The sequence below is a fragment of the Pseudomonas simiae genome (assembly GCF_000934565.1).
GTDB classification, from domain to species: Bacteria; Pseudomonadota; Gammaproteobacteria; order Pseudomonadales; family Pseudomonadaceae; genus Aquipseudomonas; species Aquipseudomonas simiae.
Genome location: NZ_CP010896.1, coordinates 307,355 through 326,329, shown reverse-complemented (window position 1 = coordinate 326,329; position 18,975 = coordinate 307,355). Strand labels below are relative to the sequence as shown.

Sequence of the window (18,975 nt, the reverse complement as noted above, 5' to 3'; positions counted from 1 at the left end):
CCTGTACCTGCAATGACGTGCACTTTCGACCGGTTGCGATTCTGAAAACCGCCTGGTTCGAATGTTTTAAAATTTTCGACCCAATGAAACCGGGGCCTCCAGCCCTGACCCGTTCGTAGTCGTCTGCTGCACCGCTGTGCAACCGCACTGCACTTCTCTTCAAAATTTTGCAATCTGTGAAACTGCCGATCGCCCGCAGAGCGCCCCGGCCCGCCTGGGCTGCCGGTTCGTTTGTACTACATCCGGGTTTGCACAAAAAAAGGACACAAACCCCGTCGGCGGGAGGGGGATAAGTGCTTTTTTATACATTTTTTTCTTATGAAGAAAATATTTTGACGTCATTTTTTGTGTCGTATTTTTGATTCAAGGTGCTCCATACAAGCCGTAGGCAAATCGCCAGCATGCGGCTATAGTCTTACGTTCGCCATATAATCTGCGAGATAAGACAAAGGGACTTTCAATGATAGGCTCTGTATGGAACAAATGGGATCTCCACCTACACTCCCCTTTTACCAACCTAAACAACAACTATGGAAAGTCCGACATTAGAGAGTATGCACAAGCCATAAAGAGCGCAGAGCTATCTCTAATAGGAATAACAAATTATTTCTTCTTCAAAGAAGACGAACTCGAAATTATCCGGTCTGCTCTTTATGAAGCCGACGCTAAAGCTGTAGTTCTCGGAAATATCGAATTCAGAATTAACCAACCAAATAAAGATGGAGAGTGGATCAACATCCACATTATCTTCTCAGAAACGATTGCGACCAAAACCATTAATGAACTCTTATCCAAATTTCCAGTAACCAACACCACTACGGAAGGTAAGAGCATATGGTGCTCTGAAGAGTCATTTAAAAACTGTGGTGTAAACGCGGGCGAAATAGTTATCGACCCAAGACTTCTGATAAAGCATCTTGAGGAAAACTTGATTGCTGGGAAAGACTTCATAGTCGCCATGTGCCCGAATGGATACGGAGGGTTTCAACCAGATAGAAAAGAGGGGCGGTCAGTAGCGGTAGCTTTGGAAATTGACAAATTTAGCCATGTAATATTCGGCAGGCCGAGAGACCGTGGCTTTTTCCTCCTAACCGATCGCTTCGAAGGGGCTATTGCAAAACCAGTTTTCAACTGTTCAGACGCTCATGCAATCGAACAGATAGGAGAAAAGTACACTTGGGTGAAAGCCAAACCAAACTTTCAAGGGCTCCGACAATCCGTTTTTGAACCTTCCGATAGAGTCCAGCAAACTGATGACTTTGTAGAACGCTCTTTCATCAAACCTTATTTTAGAAAGATATCGGTACAGGGTAAAATCTTTGAAGATGGCGACATAAAATTTTCACACCAAGACATCTTACTAAACCCTAACATGGTCGCAATAATTGGCGGAAGAGGAACAGGCAAAAGCTTACTACTTGACGCTGTATTTTCAAGACTAGGAAACTGCCAAGGAACAGAGAGAGTTAGAGGGGTAAATGTCGAGAATTTATCAATCACTCTAAATCAAGGCGGCGTAGACGGCGCAGATATTGAGTTCGATAGCTTAACAGAAGACGCCTATACGTACCTTCACGTCTCACAAGGAAACATACATAGCTACAGCAAAGACCCTATTTCTCTTAGCAACGAAATTAAACGGATGCTAGGAATACGCTCAATCCCCTTTGACCCAGTAATTTCACAAGAACTAGTGCAAATTCTTGGAGATTATAGAGCTTTTGTAGAGTATTGGAACGCAAAGGATGCAAATGGCGCCCAAATCAATAAACCGGGGTATCAAAATTCAATAATAGAAAAGAATACCCAACTTATAAGCACCCTGACGAACCCGCAAAACCACGCATTAATAGAACGATACCAAGCAAACTCAAGCACAATAAATGAGAAGAAGGCGTTTACAGGCCGGTCCGCTGAAATACTATCAGAATTGATTCGAACCATTGGCAAACTCAATGAAAAGCTTGTTGAATACAACGACTATCGAGATTCACTAACAAAAGTTCCATTCATAGTGGTGGATCAAATCACGCAAACGATGAATCTGAACAACATCTCCGCCGATGCTAAAATATTAGAACTTAGCAGGGACAACGAACAAATTCGTGCAGAGTTTGCAAAACAAGGCATAAACCAAGACATTTCATCCCTACTACATAAAATCACCGAATATCAATATGCAATAGATCTGGCGAAAGACAAACTTAATGAAATAGACTTAAAGACAAGAGAATATCATAGATACGTAGCCAGACGAGGCGAGCTTGGGGGCCATTACAATTCATACATTGAAAACATGCGACTTGAGATAGATATAGCATTCGGTCGCCTTCAGCAACCCAACCCTGAATGGAACGAGGAACAAAATGGGTTAGTTCAACATATCCTCAGAGATATCAACATTATCGGCACGATTGTATTTGACATTGAAAAATTCTACAACGGATTAGAACGCTGTGTAAACAGAGGCAAATTTAGAGGTTCCGCTGAGAAAACCACTAAAGAAAAACTTGATTCAACTTTTTGCGTACGGAGCAAAGATGATTTCTTCAGGCTACTTACAGGTCAGAAGATAATGAATGTTGATGATAAATTTATATCCATTGAAGAATTTTTCTGGAAGGATGAATATTTTAACCAAGGGGGAAGATACGAACTAATAAACTACTTATTCTCCCCTGAAAACATAAAATCTTTCTTATATGTAAACGCCGAGTTTACTTACAAAGCAAAACCGGTCAACAAACTGTCCGTAGGCCAACGCGGAACATTTTATGTATGTCTGAAGCTGGCAACGGATCCTTTCGGCAGTCCATTTATCTTTGACCAACCTGAAGACGATCTCGATAACGAATTTATAGTTACTCAACTAGTACCACTATTCAACGTCATCAAAAAATACAGACAAGTAATCATTGTCACGCACAATGCAAATCTTGTTGTAAACTCGGATGCCGAGCAAGTTATAGTTGCAGATAACGATGGAGAACTTATTACATACAGCTCAGGTGCATTAGAAGATGGTGACGTTAAAAGCGGCACCGGAGTTAGAGCTAAGGTTTGCTCCATATTAGAAGGAGGGCATACTGCATTTGAAAGAAGAGAGAGAAAATACGGTATCTGAATACTCTCCAGCGAGGCTGCATATGGCAGCCTCGCTTATTAACTTCAGCGCAAAGTAATGGATTCCATATCGTTGCTTAATTTTTTGACACTCGCCCCGGCGGTGCTGAAAAACTGCGCATTGTTCGGAACTGCCCCCTCACCATGCTTATGCTCCGCCAACTGATAGTTCATTTGTTCAACTAAGCCCAAAAGTTCGCATGCTACGGCCAAAAAGTTGATTTCTGTTGAACCTAACCAAGTTTTTGGTGCTTCAAAACTTTGACCCAGTCGCGTCACGCTCATTCGAAGCCCATGAATCCTTTCCTCCATATCGCCACCCACCGTGGCGTTGTGCTTCTGCCCCACCACCAGGTTCAGATCCCGCCCGGTCGCCTGGTGCAGATCATCCACCGCCGCCAGGCTCGCAGAACCACCCGATAGCAGCTTGAGCGCGCCCAGGGCTTCAACGGTCTTGATGCCTCCTACCGATTCGGTTGAATGGTCGTCCACCGTCCTGGTATGGCTCTGGAACCGCTCGGTGTTGCCCATCGCCTCTACTTCCCGCTCGATCGCCTTGTCCAGGATCTTGCCGTCAGTCTGGCGCAGCCAATTGCCGTCCGCGTCGACACGCTGCTGACAGGCTTCGCTGTGCTGCCACACCTGGTCACCCTTCGGGACACTGGGCATGCTCAGGCCGTGGGGCAGAATGGTTTGGATATAGGGCTTGTGCGGCAGGCCGTAGGCAAAGCACACCACAACCTGGGTACCTTCCTCGGGGAACGCATAGATGCCCATTTCCTCGCCACCAGTGGGCAGCGGCAGAGGCACACCGGCCAGGATCGGAAGCTTGGTGTCTGGCTCCCCGTCCGGGCCCATGACCTCGATGTCGACCGCGTAGCGTGGGCGGAAGTCGTCGCAGATCCCGGAGCCGGCGGGCGCATCGGCCACGGCGACAACCCTGGCAAAGCGTGGCAGGTGGTAACCGCCCGTGAGTTCAGGGAATTGTCGTTCTACGCTGCGGCGGATTGCGTCGTCCATCGGATGGCCATCTGGTTGTCGATGAGCGCGACACTGGTGATGCGCTCGCCGTGGTTGATTGTTGCACCTGGTCGCAACCCCGGAAGGGCCGCAATCATCGCGCTCTGATTGCCCTGGTAGTCGTCGAACAGTTCCACCGGCAGCTGCAGCGGCGGGCGAACGCCAAAGAAGCTGTCGGCCCAACTGCCCACGAACACTTCCCCGTCACCCTGCTGCTGCCAGATGAAGTCGGGGATATTGAAAACCCGGGCCAGGCTGTCCATGGCTTGATAGCCGGCGGCCAGGCTGTAGAAAAATGGCGCCTTGACGCTGGCATACGGCTGTTCCGGGACGCGGAAGCGCAAACCGGTGTGCTGGCCGATCTCGACCAGGACGGCGCGCAGGTCGACGTGACGCAGGTTCAGCGGCAGCGGGTTGGCCAGGATCGCGGCCAGCTCGCGACAGAACAGCACCTGCTGGGTGCTGCTGGCCGTGCTGCTGCGCTCGACGTAGCCAATGAAGTGTCGCTGCAGCGTACTGCTGTTGTAGCCGATATCGAGTGTCACCAGCCCCTTGACCGGCGCCGTAGCCTGAATCGTGAACGTCGCCCGGCCTGGGCTTTTCGCATCCAGCCGGACTTCGTTTTTGACCAGGACATAAGGCACCCCGCTGATGGTCAATTCCTTGTGGAGCTTCATGCCTTGGGACTCCCGCCTAACCAGGTATCCACCTTTTTCAGCGTGGCTTCAAAGCCGGTCAGCTCTTCGGGGCCACCAGGTGTGTCGCCACCGGTGCCACCTACCGCGCCGCCCGGTCCAGACTGCGCCGTCACCGCGTTGCCCGATCGGCGCCCTTCCACTTTTTCCGGATTGGAGAGCTTTTCGGTCAGGGTGAACTGGATCAGCCAGGCGCGCAGGTTGTCATCTTCCCGGGCGCTCACCGTTGGCAACCGAGCGGACAAGCAAGAGGCCAGCGGCCATCGTGACCCCAAGATGATGGACGTCTACGACCTGAGCATCCCCACAGTCTCACCGTCTGCAGACTGAGCAAACCCCACGTAACAAGCGAACCAGAGCCCGCTATCTACGCGGGCTTTGGCGCGTCCGCACGTAACAAGGAATCTCGTAACTCATTGATTTGTATATTCTGAGCACCTAGCTTGTAATCAGTAGGTCCCGGGTTCGACTCCTGGTGCCGCACCATACAAAACGAAGCCCTCGCAGAAATGCGAGGGCTTTGTTGTTTCTGGGGTTTGGAAACGCCCCCTAGAACCTGTCACATTGCTGCGCGGACATTCGTCAACGTCCGCCAGGGTCGAAAGCTGCTTGCTCCGCTATTGCAGCGGAACATACACATCAGTTTGCCATTGATCCTGCGGTGTCTCGGGATAGGCGCTCAGGTAATGAAAGAACAGCGGCTGGTCACGAAGTTCCTCTCCGCTGGCCGGAAGCCAATCGCGGTAAATCGGATAGATCGTTTCGCCGATGTGATCCGGTGACCCCGTGTGTCGCACCACGACGCAGCGACCGCCAGGAATGACGATCTCGTGCACACCGAACTCATTCGACGCCACGGCCTCGTGAATCTCGCCGCAGATTGCGAAGCGGAATTCTTGTGGAGGTGTCGTATCGGGGTTGCCATAGGGAATGCCAAAGGTGCGACTCGACGCCACCGGCGACTGTCCGCTCTGCATACGCCACTCGATGAACTTGCGTACGCTCTCATTGACGAGCCCGGCGGGTCCGCAGTGCTCAAGCGTTGCTACCCTGACTTCAGGGAATTCCACGATTCGTACTTGCATGATGATAGTCCTGGAAAAGTGAGGGATTGCGAATACCGTACTCCAGACCTGCCAGTTCGGTTCTTTCCCGAACGCACTCGGCGTCATACCGAACGCCCGCCTGAACGCCCTGCAAAATGCCTCGGGACTTTCAAAGCCGGCACCGAGTGCGGCGTCCAGTACCGAGTGATCAGCGAGGGAGGCCAAGCGATGGGCCGCGCGTCGTAGCCGCATCAGTTGCACATAACGCGAAACAGTCACTCCTACGAACGCGGTGAATTGCCGATGGAAGTGAAACGCCGAAAAGTTCGCCACATGGCTCAACGTCTTCACCGACAGGTCACCTTCGAGATTGGCATCAATGTAGGCGAGTACGGCGTTGAAGCGTTTTGTGTAAGCGAAGTTGGTCGGCATGTCAGACACTGGGAAAAGGCTCCGGGACGTACGGTCGGCAATAGAGTCGACTATAACGGCGTGAACGCGCCTAGCCGCGTTTGCTCAAGGTGCGTTTTGGGTTGGCCAATGTGATCTCTTCCAAGGCGATGCAAAGGTCGGGGGCATCCAGGTGTCCACTTCTGACCGTCTGTTGCCTGTCGCCACGGCAGCTTTTGGCGGATTCCTGCCTATTCTCGACGGAAGAGATGATCATCAACGTTCGAATTCGGGAGGTTTACCCTTCCGTATGCGGCTCTGAATGACTTGCAGACCGACAATGTGCTGGCATCAAAAAAATCCCGAGTTCGATTCCACCGAACGCCATAAGTAACTGATTTTTCGGTTACTAGTTCAGCGCCAAACCGCCCCACCATTCCCACAACAAAAAAGGCACTTGCCGCGAACGCCAAGTGCCTTTCTCACATCACCCGAAACCCAATCACCGCGCCAACATAAACGTCTCATACTCCAGATCTTCCAGCGCCGACGACAGCCGCGCCAGCCCCAGCAGTACACACACCAGCAACGACAGCGTGAACCCATACCCAAAGAAGCTAGGCCCCAGGTGCATGCTCAGCAGCGTCAAAGCGGCGTTTAGCACGGCGAACAGTACGCACAGCTCCAACACTACGCGGCGTTTGTCGAGGTAGAAGAACACGTTGAGCAACGCCATGAACACCACCTGGATGCTCACGCCGATCAAGTCGATGTAGAACAGGGGCAGGTAGTAGCTGGAGATGCCGATCCACTCCAGTAGGCGGGGTGCGAAGAGGAACAGCAGCACCACGGTCAGGCCCTGGACTTTGCAGATTTCCAGCAGGCCCTGGCGGATGGAGAGGGTCATTTCGGTTTTCAGCGAGCCGATGTGCTGCAAGGTCTCGCCGTCTCGGATGGCGCGGAACAGACGGTCGTACCATTCGGCGAAGTCGGTTTCGATGCGCACCAGGAACACCGCCATGCCGGGGATGATCGCCAGGTAGGCGATGAAGATCGGCATGTCGTACAGGATCGAGGCACGCAGCGGGCCGATGACCGAGTTGGAGGTGCCTGGGTTGAACCAGAACAGGATCTTGTCGACCCAAATGCCGAAGTTGTAGAAGAACCCCGTCACCAGCAGGCTGAGGAATACGTTGCGACGATTGAGGAAATCGAAGGCAATCATTTTCTCGGCGCGGTACTCGCGCAGGATGTCGTACAGGTACAAGAACAGCAGGCTGCCGTGCCCGATCAACAACGCCAGCAACAGGCCAGGCATTTTCAGGAAGCTCAGCAGGTAGGCGCTCGCCACCATCAGCGAGTAACCCACCACCATCACCATCAGGATGCGGTTGTACTTTTTCATCCCCGACAGAAAGATGATCACCAGCCATAGGTTGCACAGCACCACGAAGTTCGACAACACCAGCACGCGGTAGATCAGCGGCTGATCGAACAGCACCGCCAGCACGATAATCCCCAGCACCCCGGCGCCGACCGTGACCATCAACAGGATGCCCAGCAGGTTGGGCAGGATCTGTTCGTAGTTGTGCTCGAATAGCTGGTCGGACACAAAGCGGGTGAAGAACAACTGCAGGCCGCCCGTGAGGATCAACGAGCTGGCCATCAGGTAGGTCACCGTGACCAGGAACTGCCCCACCAACGAGTTGGGCAACAGCAGGCCCAGGCTGATGATCCCCACCAGCATCACGCTGATGATCGACAGCACCCACGGGCCGGAGCTGATCAGGCCCGCATACACATACGCGTGCAAGGTGGCGGTGTATGAGTCGCGCGAGAGGATCTTGCGCAGTTCGAAGCCAATACCGGCCATTTAACTGTTCTCCATGGCTGCCTGGTACAGGTCGCGGTAGCGCTGCAGCATCAAGGCTTCGGTGTAGTAACGGTTGACCCGCAGCAAGCCGGCGGCCTGCGCAGCCTTCCAGCGCGCGGGGCTACGCAGCAGTTCCAGGATGGCGGCGGACGTGGCTTGTGGATCGGCAATCGCCACCACCTTGCCCGCCATGCCCAGGTCACGGTCTTCGGCGCTGCCACCTTCGATCAGCTCGCGGCATGAGCCGACGTCGCTGCTGATCACTGGCGTACCGGCGGCCCAGGCTTCGAGGATCACCAAGGGTTGCGCTTCGCTGATCGAGGTCAGCACCATCAGCCCCAGCTTGGGCAAGATGTCCTGGATGCGCTGGAAGCCCAGGAAGTGCACCTTGCCTTCAAGCCCAAGGCTCGCCATCAAGCTGCGGCATTCACTGACGTATTCCGGGTCTTCCTCTTCGGGGCCGACAATCCAGCCTTCGGCATTCGGCATGGCGCTGATCACGCCACGCATGGCACGCAGGAAGGTTTTCACGTCTTTGATCGGCACCACGCGGCCGATCAACCCCACCACGGGGGCGATGCCCGGCTCGCGGGTTTCCATGGCGCGGGACCATTGCGACAGGTCGATGCCATTGGCGATCAACTGTGTACGGCTCGGATCGGCACCGTCCTTGATTTGGCGCTGACGGTTGCCGTCGTACAAGGCAATGATCTTGTCGGCGCTGTTGTACGCCAGTTGGCCGATCCGTTCGAAGTAGCGTACCCACAGGGTGCGGATATACCCCGAGCCCCCGTCGAGGCTGCGGTTGAGCGCCTGCCCGGAGCTTTCGGCAATCCACGTGGCCTGGGCCAGATCGATCTTGCGCTCCTTGGTGTAGATACCGTGTTCGCTCAGCAGGTAAGTGCATTTCCAGCGGTGCTTGAGGATGCAGCCCAGCAGCCCGGCGTAACCGGTGGAAATCGAATGCAGCACCCGCGCAGGCGGCATCTTGCGCGAGGCTTCGGCGAGCATCAGCAAGGGTGACTGCAACGAGCGCAGGGTCCAGAAATAGTTGACGAACGAGGGGTCGGCGCAATGCTGACGGTAGCCTTCGCTGAGGGTTTCCCAGCTGGCACGGCTGCGCAGTACATCATCCAGGGTCATATGGCCCTCGGCGATGCAATTGAGCATGCGCTCACCCAGTTCCCGCTCCGGCGGGTCCGGGTGATGCAAAAAGCGATAGAGGTCAGCCAGTTGCTGCGGGTCGGCATCGCGTGGCTTGCCACGGGTGTCGGCGGGGTGCGTTGCGTCTTCGAGGAACACTTCTTCGATGTGCACCACGTTCGCCGGCACTTCATAACGCCGCGAGGTATACGCCGAACGCTGGCCACCGATGAACATCACCGAAAAAGTCAGTTCCGGCAGGCCCAGGATCATCTGGTGAATCCAGCTTGATACACCGCCGCGCACGTACGGCCAGGTGCCTTCCAGCAGCAGGCAGATGTCGGCCGTCGGGGTGGCTTCCTTATGATTCATTCCAGCTCCTCACCAACTCAACGAAGGGTGGCCGCTGACGGGTTTTTTCCGGCAGGCTGGCAAGCAGCCCGGGGATTTCGTGATAGCGACCCGTCTCGAACGCCAGCTCGGCATGGAAAGGCAGTAACTGAGCCGCACCCAGGCCGTTTCGCTCAGCTTCGTGCAAGAGGGCCTCAGCCCGCTCATTTTCACCGCGCTCCAGGGCAATACGGCCGGCCAGCAAAAACAGCTCACCGCCCTCACCTGCCGCCAGACCTTGCTCGGCATGTTCACTCGCCTGGTTCAGCACGTGCTCAAGCACACTGCCTTGGGCCAGGCCGAGGTAGGCCAACTCCCAATACCAGCGCGCCAACATGCTGTGCACCGGGCCGGCCATTCGGGGACTGACGCCCGCCAACTGTTCCAACGCCATCTGGATGTGCAGGTTGATGTCGCTTTCCTGCTTGTCGAGCATCGAGTACGCCAGGAGACGGACGTCATCACTGGGGTCACCCAAGGCCAGCTTGAGGATAGGAACCGCGTCCTTGCCCGGCATGCGGCGAGTCGCCAATAGAGCGGCCAGTCGCTGATCGGGGTTGGGCGCGTGACGCAGCACGTCCTGCAAACCACCGTCGGCGAAGATCGGCGTGCGCGTCTGGGCCTGCGCGCGGAACGGCAGGCCAGGAATGCCGACCGATTGCCACGCTTGCTGGTCGCGTTTACGCGGCAGGTACAGCGCCGGGAAGATCGACGCCACCACGCCCAGGGTGCCGATCACCGGCACAAAAAATGCCAGGCTGAAAATGAACAACGGGCTCCACGGCAAAGGTGCCCGGTAGCGTGCCGGCAACAGCAACCATACGGCGCCGCACAGCATCAGGCAGGCAAGGCCATGGCTGACGATAAACACCAACAGTTGGTGCAACTGCGGCGCATCGAGCCACAAACTGGCCCAACTGCCCGCCTCCAACAACACGGCGCCGCTAAACAGCCACTTGCTGATCATTCAGGCCACACTCGTTGTAAAGGAAGTTACGCAGCCCGTTGCGATCACAGCCAGGCACCAGATTGAAAGGCATGACCCGTACACCCAGGCTGTCCAGATCCGTGTCGATGCCAAAGTGTTCGTGCAGCAACAGGCCGATACGCGCGAGGTAGCCTTGGGTGCCTTCCGGGCTGGTCAACGGCAACAGCACCAGCAGCAGTGCGTGATCGCGGTTGTTGCGCACTGGCAAGTGCAGGTCCAGGCCACGTTGGCTGCGCGCCATCAAGCGTGTCAGCTCGTCGTTGACGCGTGTCATCTCGAACGCGAATAACCCGGCAGGCAAGGTGTGCTGTTCAACATCCACCAGCGACCGCTTGAGCTGCAACGAAAATTGCTGGGCGTCCGCATCGGGCAGGCGCAGCACCTGCGAATCGCGGCGCAACAGGTCGGCAATGTGGCCGGCCAGCAGCGACAAGAGGCTCAAGGTGCGATCCTGGAACGCAAAGAACGGCATCTGCCGAACCGCCAGGATCGCCAGCAGGCGGCCTTCGGCATCGATCAACGGAATGCACGCCTGCAGCGAGGAAAACTGCGCGGCGTTACCGGCATCAATCAGTTCCTGACGCACACTCACCAGCTCGCCGCGTTCCAGGCAGAGCTTGATCAAACCGTCATCGGTTTCCAGCGGCCCCATCACGCCGATCATTGCCAAGGCTTGGGGCAGTACGTTTCTCTCGCTTTCGTCGACGCGGTACAGGCCCGCCACGCGCAATGCACCGTATTGGCCGAGCATCGCCACGATCGGCTCGGCCAACTCGCTCAATGCGTCGCCTTCAACCGGCATGCCACGCAGTTTTTCACGCAGGCCCAGCAACGAGCTGCGCAGGCTCTGGTCACTGCCGGCCACACGCTGCTCCAGCAGGTCATGGGACACCCGCAGGATCTGGTGGGCACGGGTGAATTCGTCGAGACGGTACTGACGGTATTCGTTGGCCATCTGCAGACGCTCCAGACGGCGCACCCACAGGTCGCGAACCTCGCCCACCAGCATCCCGCAAACCAGCACACCGACGATGAACGACGGCTCAAGCTGGGTATAACCTTCATGCCCGGTGTAGCGCAGGGCAAACAGCGCCGCCACCAGCAGTACGGCGCTGAATAGGCCGCGCACAAAACCGTAACGCACACCCAACAGCAGCGGCGCCAGGATTGGCCAGGGGAAACCACCGTGCATTTGCAACGGGTCTTCGGGAGTCAGCCAGAAGCCGAGGCCAATGGCCAAGCCCGTCACCAATAGCGTTTCCAGCCAAGACACCGGCCCGCTGGCGCGAGGCGCCAGGCTGTAATCCATGTGTGGAGAATTCATTGCGTTCACTCGAATCGAAGGGCGCCAACCAATTTGTCGATTACCGTCTGAGCATTGCCCGCCAGGCTTTCACGGGACCAACCGGCGCGCGCGCCGCTTTTGCTCCAGAGCACGCGACCGCTGTTGGCTTCCAGCACGCGCAGGCTGATGCCCACCGCTGGCTCGCCGTCGAGGCCGTTCTTGTACTGCCACTCTTCGACGCTGCCGGCGACGACGTAATCGAGCTTCTGCTCACGCGCCCATTCCAGGGCACCGGTGAGGCGCTCATTGTCATCCATCAGCGCCTGTTCGCCCTGGGTGCTGGTTGGGTAGACCCGAGGTTGCAGGCCGTGGCTGCTGAGCACGCTGAGCAGGATCTGCTCGCTGCGCTCACCCGCCTGCGGGGTCTGCGAATAGTTGACCATCGGCACGATGCCCCACTGCGCATTGCGCGGCAGGTTCGGGCTGCTTTCACTGGTGAAGCTGGAGCAGCCGGCGACGAACAGTACTGTCAGAGCCAGGCTCAGGTTACGAATTGCTTGCATAGGTTTTTCTCCCGTAGATTCTGTAATCAGCGCCCGAAACGCACGCCGTAGCTCATACCCAGTGTGCCGCCGGACTTGCCATCCCCGCCCTGTGGCGCAGATTGGTAGCCGAAGGTGAGGGCCAGTTCGTCGTCACCCAGGACTTCGAAACCAATGCCCGTATTGATGCCGTAGTTGAAGGTTTGGTCGGTCCATTGCCACCCTGCCGTCATGTCCACCAGCCAGGTGTACTGCGGCTTGCTGCGCACCAGGGCACCAGGGATGCCGCGGCGCCAGGACGTGCCGACGTAGAGTTGGCCGTAGCGGCTTTGCAGCAGGTCGCCCGACGCAATGGTCTGCAACTCGATCGGATCACCCGGCTCAGGCGGCGCGACATCAGGCACTCGAATCGGCCCATTGAAATCGCTGGAGAGGTAATCCAGGTTGCGATCCTTCACGTTGTTCTTCTGGTAATCCACACCGCTGCGCACCGTCCAGTTAGGCCCGGCGAATTCCAGTGTGTGATTCAGCTCCAGCTTCAGCGCATGACCATTACCCAACGATTTGTCGGTACGTGTCGAGAATGAGCGCTGTGCCACTTCCCAGCTCAACTGGTCCCGCGCGGTCAGGCCGTGACGGCCGCCGACCCAGGCGCGGTCCTGCTGGCCGAAAGCACGCATCAGGCCGCTGTCGTCGCTTTTGCGATGCCAGTCCAGGCCGGTCTCGATCTGGTGGCTTTCGCCCAACTGCCACATGCGCGACAGGCCCAGGCCGTTACGGTCGTCGTCCTTGCGCTGGCTGGTGTCGGCGAACAACTTCCAGCTGCCGTTTTCCACTGAGCGCACCAAGGTCAGGGCCGCGTTGCTCTCGTCGCCAATGCGCGAGGAGATGACGTCGTCGCCTTTATAGTTGCCGTGTTCCATCTCGACATCGGCGTACCAGTTATCACCCAGGTTGTGGGCGATTTCCAGGCGCGGCGAGTCAAACGACAAGCCACCGAAATCCTGTTTCTGATACGACAGCAATGCGCCTTGCGGAGTGGCTTCGTGGATCTCCACCGCCTGGCGACGCAGTTGCTCGTTCACCGAATCCGGCTGGTCGTCGCCCAGTGCAGACAGGCTGGTTTCCAGTGCCTCGTTGGTGCGCCCCAAACGGCTGAGCGCCTGTGCGCGCTGCGCCGGGTTCAGGTCGCTGCTGGCCAACAGGGTTTCGACCTGGGCTTTATTACGGCTGCGCAAGGCTTCCTGGATCTGCTCGTAACGGTCAACCTTGAGGCCCTGGGTGCGCGCCCAGGCCAGCCAGTCGTCTTTCTGCGCTTGCTGGTTGGTCGCATCCAGACGAGCCAGCAGGCGCTCGAACCACAGCTGTTTCATCGACGGCGAACCGTCTTTCCACTTCAGGAGTGCTTGCTGGGCCTTTTGCGGTGAATAGCTGCTCGACATCAAACGCAACCAGATCGCGTAGCGCTGGGACGACGGTTGCAGGTTCTCGGCCTCAGGGCTGCGCAGCAACTTCAGGCGCAGGCGCTGGGCGGCGTCCTGGTAGCCAGACGTTTCCAGTGCGTCGGCATACGCCGCCTGCACCAGCCAGTCATTCGGGCTGAGCTTGAGGTACAGGCGATACCAGGCCAATGCTTCGGCATCGCGCCCCAATAGCTGGCTGGCACTGGCGAACGGCAGCCAGAGCAGACGGTCGTGCCGTGCATTTGCACGCCATTTGGTCAGCAAGGGTTTGAGTTTTGCCGTGTCGGCCTGGTCGACATACAGCCAGGTCAAGCGCTCGCGGAACAGGTTGTCATCGGGGTAGCGCGACAAGCCCAGCAGATAGAGACGCTCAGCCTCGGTGGCATCGCCCTGCTCCGCTGCCAGGGCACCGCGTACCGCCAGAACCTGGGCTTGCTCGTAGGCTTCCGGGTATTTTTTGGCGTCTTCCAACAGGGCAACCACCTGATCCCACTCCTGGAGCTCCTGGGCCAGTTGCAGTGCCTCGACCAACCGCTGCGGGTCTTGGGCACGGTGCCAACTGTCGACCATCAACTTCAAGGCACGCTGCGGATCGCTGGTGCGATACAGGGTGATCAACTGGCTCTCGTCGCCACTGGTCAGCTTGCCTTTGAGGGACAGCAGCTTTTCCAGGGAGACGCGTAAGTCTTCGTCGCGCTCCAGGCCCCAAGCGAGCGCCGCACGGGTGTGCCAGTATTCAGGATCATCGATGGACGCATCGTCCGACTTCACCACTTCCCAGGCCGCTTGCTCGTCGAACAACTTCATTTCCGTGCTGGCCCAATCGACCAATTCGGCGGTGGTCAGCTTGTAGCGTTTTGCATAGTCCTTGTAGAGCTTGCCTTTGGCCGCGAACTGCCCGGTGTTTTCCAGGTTCTGCAGCAAGCGTGTCCAGGCCAGGCGATGGGCCGGGTACTTGCGCAGGTAAGTACGCAACCAGGACTCGGCCTCAGCGGGAGTGCCGCGGGACTCATGCCCGTAGATCAACGCATCCAGTTCGATATCCGTGAGCGGACGCTGCTGCATGATCTCTGCAAGCAATGGGATCGAACGGGCAAAGTCGAATTGCAGGCTAGCGAGACGCCAGGCGTGCTCGCGGATTTTCGGGTCTTCCTTGAGTTTCAGCAGGTGAATCCAGTAGTCCAGCGCGGCTTCGTTATCGCCGCGCCACTCACCGAGCTTGGCCATTTGCTCCAGCAACTCGCTGTCATCCGGGTAATCGATGACCAGCTCCTGACCGGTTTCCCACGCACCTGCCAGATCATTGATAGACAGGCGTACATGGAATTCTTTGACCAGGATTTTGCGATTGTCAGGCTCCAGGTCATGCCACTGCTGGAGCACACGCTGGGCCAGTTCGAACTGCTTGGTCGCGACGGCGACATCCACGCCTTGCTCCAGCCATGCCACGTCGGTTTGCGGGTTTTTCAGCTGGGGCAACTCGTCAGCCAGCACTTGCGCGGCCTGCTCGTCACGGCCGGCCGACAGCAGGCTGTTGAACGCGAGTTGCGCGTATTCCCGTCGCTCACCCGGTTGCTGGGCGTCACGCTTAAGTTGCAGATAGATGTCTGCCGCGCGCGCAGGTTGCTCCCCCGCCAGGTACCACTGCGCGGCTGATTTGAGCGCATCGGTACGTTGCGCCGGGTCACGCCCTGCGATCTCTTCGAACACCGTGGCGGCAAACCCCGGAGCCTGCAGGGTCAGCGCCAGCTTCGCCAGGCTCTGCAGCTGGGCCACCGGCAGCTTGCGATGATCGAAGCTTTGCAAACGCTCGACCAACGCCTGTTGCACGATCAGGTCATTGCCACCGGCCGCGATCAGCGCGTCCAGTTCCAGGCGATAGTAGGCCTGGAGTTCGGGTTGCGGCTTGGGCCAGGCATCCACGTGTTGGCGCGCCTTGGTGTAGTCACCGAGGCGAATCAGCAAGTCGACCAGTTGCAAACGCAAGTGGTCGTCGTCCGGATGCGCCGTCAGCAATAGCTCGGCATAGTTGGCCGACACGGCGTCGGGCTCACGCCCGTCGGGCTGGAACACTTCTTCACGCTGGAAGGTTGCCCACAGCAGGCCACCCACGGCCACCGCGACCACCGCCAGTGCCCATGGGTTGAGCAGGCGGCTGCTTTTAGTTGCAGAGGAGTTGACCATTACTCACCTGCTTCATAGGAAGTTGAAAAGTCCAAAGGCCGGCCGAAGCCTTGCCCGCGAATCGTTGCCCATCGGCTTCCACGCGGCAGGCAGTTGCCGAGCGCACGGAGAAGGTCAAGTCGAACTGACCGGCAAAGGAAAAGCTCACGCGACGATCATCCAGGTAACGCCAATCGAGTAACGGCACGTTGGCTTCCTCCAGCGCAGGTCGAGGGTCTCTGTCGGCACGCAATGCCAGCAACGCCCGGTCGCTGCTCAAGGCCACGTAGCGCCCTTGCGGCAGGTCGCGAACGCCAGCGATGCCTTGTGATTTGAGCAAGTCCGGCCAGCCCATTTGCGCGTCGAGGCGCACGGTACGCAGTGCGTCCATCCCGCGAATCTGCCAAGCGCCGTCGGCAGTACGCGCCAGGCTTGACTGATACAGGCCGTGCAGACGATCGATGTAGTCAGTCATCCACAACGACATCGGTTGCTGCTCGCGCATGTAGCCGTAGATCTCGTGCATGGCCTTGATCGAGGCCTGCTTGGTGCTGGAATAGAAGTGGTAGTAGAGGTGCAGGCCACGCAGGCGGCGCGGGCTGTCAGTCAGCTCGAAGGTCTCGATCAACTCGCGGAACCCGTAGTACGGGCCTTTCCACAGGTTGGTGTACAGGTTCTCGTTGATGATCGGCGCGTAGTACTGCAACCCGCCAGGTGTCGGGCGCAGCAAGGGGTTGAGGCCGGTCAGCGACGGGTTGGCCTTGGTCATGATGGTTTCAGCGCCGTTGACGTTCTTCAGGCCAGCGTCATACGCCAGCTTGATGGTGTCCGAGGACGGCAGTGCATCACCTGGCCAGAACACCATCTTCACCGGCTTCTGCGGGGTGGTCAGGTTCTGGTTGATGTAGTCGCGCGAGCCAAAGATCTCGCGGCGAAAGTCGATTTTATCGTAGCCAGCGATTTTCATATTCAAGCCGTATTCCGGGCTGAAATTCTCGCGCTTCTGGGCTTTTTCCGGCTGCATGAAAAACGGGTGGCTGAAGGTGTGCGTGGCCACTTCGACCTTAGGGTTGGCGAAGATCTCACGGGCAATCGGCTCAAGCTCACGCGCCAGGAACGGGAACGCGCCACGCGGCGAGATCTCGCCTTCGATGATCGACACTGATGTCAGGAACGGGTTGGGCTTGATGTAGTCGTCCAGGGTGTGGCGGCCGGCGTAGGGCGTACCCCGCACTTCGGCACGGGAGGGGAAACCGTCGCCATCGATGTGCACGGTCGCAATGCGCCGGCCATTTTCGGTGGTGGTGTCCGGCCGCGGTTGCGCCGGCAACTGCAGGCTGGCCTGGAGGAACGCGAACGGATCGAGAATCCAGCGGCTGCGCTCGTTGTTGCTTTCAAGCAGGTAAGGCGCGAGCGCAATGCCGCCCCATTTGCCAACCACCACCGGGTTGAAAACGGCGCCATTGGCACCGCTCAAGGACAACGCCGGGGTGGGGCCGTTGGGCAATACCGAGACCGCTGCCAGGTCACGGGAGCGAGGCACCACCGGTGCCTCGAATGCGCCCAGCAGGGCCTTGTCCTGGTGGGTGACGGTCAACACTTGAGTGGCGGGCGGCGTATCCCGCTTGAGGCCCAGGCGCTTGAGCAGCAGCTTGTCCTCAACCGGCAGGCCACTGAAAAACACCACCGGGACCTGTTCGTCCAGGCGTGCGTTGATAAAGCGATTGAACGCCGGTGCATCCTGCGATGGGCCGCTGGTCATCCAGGTGACCACGCCTGCGTACAAGCCACTGAAACCGTAAAGCGGCAGGTTACTGTCGGCAGGCAGATAATCGACACGGTAGCCAAGATACTCCAGCACCCCCCCCAGGTTGCTATGGCCGGCGGCATCTTCCAGCGCGCCTTCACGCGGATCGAAGATCATCGCAATGCGGCGCGGCTGGACCTCGATGCTGCTGATACCCAAGGTGTTGAGGTCCGGGGTACTGATGTAGGGAATGAAACCTTCATCGCGCAGACGCTTGGCGAGCTTGCGCGCTTCTTCACGGCGGTCCGGTGGCAAGTAGTCGATGGCCACCAGCGGCACGCCCTTGGCGCGCAGCGGTTGCAGATGGGTTTCGAGCCACTGGCGATCGGACTCGGACACCGGGCGATAGCGTTTGGCGGAAGCATCCCAACCGGCATGAATCGACTCGACCGCCACGGCGGCGGCAACGCCGTCCAGCTCAGGCAACACTTCGAAACCACGGTTGAAAAACAGCTTCAGGTTCGGCTGACGCTTGTGCAGTTCACGCAGCAAGCTGGCCAGGCCGACGCGTTGGCTTTCGCGCGAGGCCTGGGGCATCAGTTGGAAGCTGTCGAGCGTATCGAGGAACAGGCCCGCATAGCCTTGCGCTTCAAGCGCCTTGGCGCGCCCGAAGAGATGCTCACGCCAGGCCGTCGAGGTGAGGTCCATCACCTGACTGTCCCAGGCGTCGTTACGCACCGGGGAAACCGCTTTGCTCAACCCGGCTTTCTCGACCTCAGCCTTGTTGCCATCGAACTCACCGATGGACAGGTACGCAAACGGCTGGCTACCCAGCGCCCGCAAGGTCTTCACATCGCCGGGCGTCATGTGGCCCGGCTCGACCACGGCCCAGTCGAACTGCGACAGTTCCGGCAGCGGAGGTTGCTCGGCGTACCAGAAAGCCACGCTGCTCGGTTGAGATAAAGCAGCAGCGTGCACAGCCGGCCCACCGACGAATAAGGCAAAAGCGGCGAATAGCCGCTCAGCGATCGCGCGGATACGCGTCCTGCGGAAAACGATTTCCATAATTTACTCTTGAAGATGACTGAGCCAATACTGCGTAAACGT

General features: G+C 57.7%; 11 protein-coding genes and 2 pseudogenes. 2 read left to right on the top strand and 11 right to left on the bottom strand.

Annotation, left to right across the window (positions count from 1 at the left end; translation table 11 throughout):
* Nucleotides 1-460 precede the first annotated feature (460 nt).
* A complete protein-coding gene (locus PF1751_RS01445) occupies nt 461-3,124 on the top strand; it encodes a TrlF family AAA-like ATPase (protein ID WP_044286484.1) in 2,664 nt (887 codons plus the stop codon).
* Between the two features lie 44 nt (nt 3,125-3,168).
* Here PF1751_RS01445 and PF1751_RS01440 read toward each other — a convergent pair whose 3' ends face one another.
* The 3 genes and pseudogenes from PF1751_RS01440 to PF1751_RS01430 form a co-directional block, all read right to left on the bottom strand.
* A complete protein-coding gene (locus tag PF1751_RS01440; protein WP_044286483.1) occupies nt 3,169-4,143 on the bottom strand; it encodes a hypothetical protein in 975 nt (324 codons plus the stop codon).
* Complete coding sequence (locus PF1751_RS01435; RefSeq protein WP_044286482.1) at nt 4,116-4,820, bottom strand: hypothetical protein; 705 nt, start codon at nt 4,818-4,820, stop codon at nt 4,116-4,118. The genes PF1751_RS01440 and PF1751_RS01435 overlap by 28 nt, the downstream gene beginning before the upstream one ends.
* A pseudogene (locus tag PF1751_RS01430) lies at nt 4,817-5,062 on the bottom strand (baseplate complex protein); the annotation flags it as partial. The pseudogene PF1751_RS01430 and the gene PF1751_RS01435, both read right to left, overlap by 4 nt.
* On the opposite strand from PF1751_RS01430, the pseudogene PF1751_RS29710 reads away from it, so the two are divergent.
* A pseudogene (locus tag PF1751_RS29710) lies at nt 5,061-5,168 on the top strand (integrase); the annotation flags it as partial. The pseudogenes PF1751_RS01430 and PF1751_RS29710 overlap by 2 nt on opposite strands.
* A 287-nt stretch (nt 5,169-5,455) precedes the next feature.
* Here the strand turns inward: PF1751_RS29710 and PF1751_RS01425 are convergent.
* From PF1751_RS01425 to PF1751_RS01390, 8 genes are all read right to left on the bottom strand, one after another.
* A complete protein-coding gene (locus PF1751_RS01425) occupies nt 5,456-6,325 on the bottom strand; it encodes an AraC family transcriptional regulator (RefSeq protein WP_044286480.1) in 870 nt (289 codons plus the stop codon).
* 451 nt (nt 6,326-6,776) lie between these two features.
* The gene (gene pelG, locus PF1751_RS01420; protein ID WP_010214016.1) at nt 6,777-8,147 is read right to left on the bottom strand and encodes an exopolysaccharide Pel transporter PelG; all 1,371 of its coding nucleotides are present in this window, start codon (nt 8,145-8,147) and stop codon (nt 6,777-6,779) included.
* Complete coding sequence (gene pelF, locus PF1751_RS01415) at nt 8,148-9,662, bottom strand: GT4 family glycosyltransferase PelF (RefSeq protein ID WP_044286479.1); 1,515 nt, start codon at nt 9,660-9,662, stop codon at nt 8,148-8,150. It lies immediately after the preceding gene.
* Nucleotides 9,652-10,647, bottom strand: coding sequence for a HEAT repeat domain-containing protein (locus tag PF1751_RS01410; protein WP_010214018.1), 996 nt, complete (start codon nt 10,645-10,647; stop codon nt 9,652-9,654). Before PF1751_RS01410 ends, pelF begins: the two co-directional genes overlap by 11 nt.
* Nucleotides 10,625-11,992 carry a PelD GGDEF domain-containing protein gene (locus PF1751_RS01405; RefSeq protein ID WP_044286478.1) on the bottom strand — a complete coding sequence of 456 codons (1,368 nt, stop codon included), beginning with the start codon at nt 11,990-11,992 and terminating at the stop codon, nt 10,625-10,627. The genes PF1751_RS01410 and PF1751_RS01405 overlap by 23 nt, the downstream gene beginning before the upstream one ends.
* A 5-nt stretch (nt 11,993-11,997) precedes the next feature.
* On the bottom strand, nt 11,998-12,516 hold the full coding sequence (locus tag PF1751_RS01400; protein WP_010214021.1) for a hypothetical protein: 519 nt from the start codon (nt 12,514-12,516) through the stop codon (nt 11,998-12,000).
* Between the two features lie 26 nt (nt 12,517-12,542).
* Complete coding sequence (locus tag PF1751_RS01395; RefSeq protein ID WP_044286477.1) at nt 12,543-16,142, bottom strand: tetratricopeptide repeat protein; 3,600 nt, start codon at nt 16,140-16,142, stop codon at nt 12,543-12,545.
* Nucleotides 16,120-18,933: a bifunctional glycoside hydrolase/polysaccharide deacetylase family protein gene (locus tag PF1751_RS01390; protein ID WP_044286476.1), complete on the bottom strand. Its 2,814-nt coding sequence runs from the start codon at nt 18,931-18,933 to the stop codon at nt 16,120-16,122. Before PF1751_RS01390 ends, PF1751_RS01395 begins: the two co-directional genes overlap by 23 nt.
* Nucleotides 18,934-18,975: the final 42 nt, after the last annotated feature.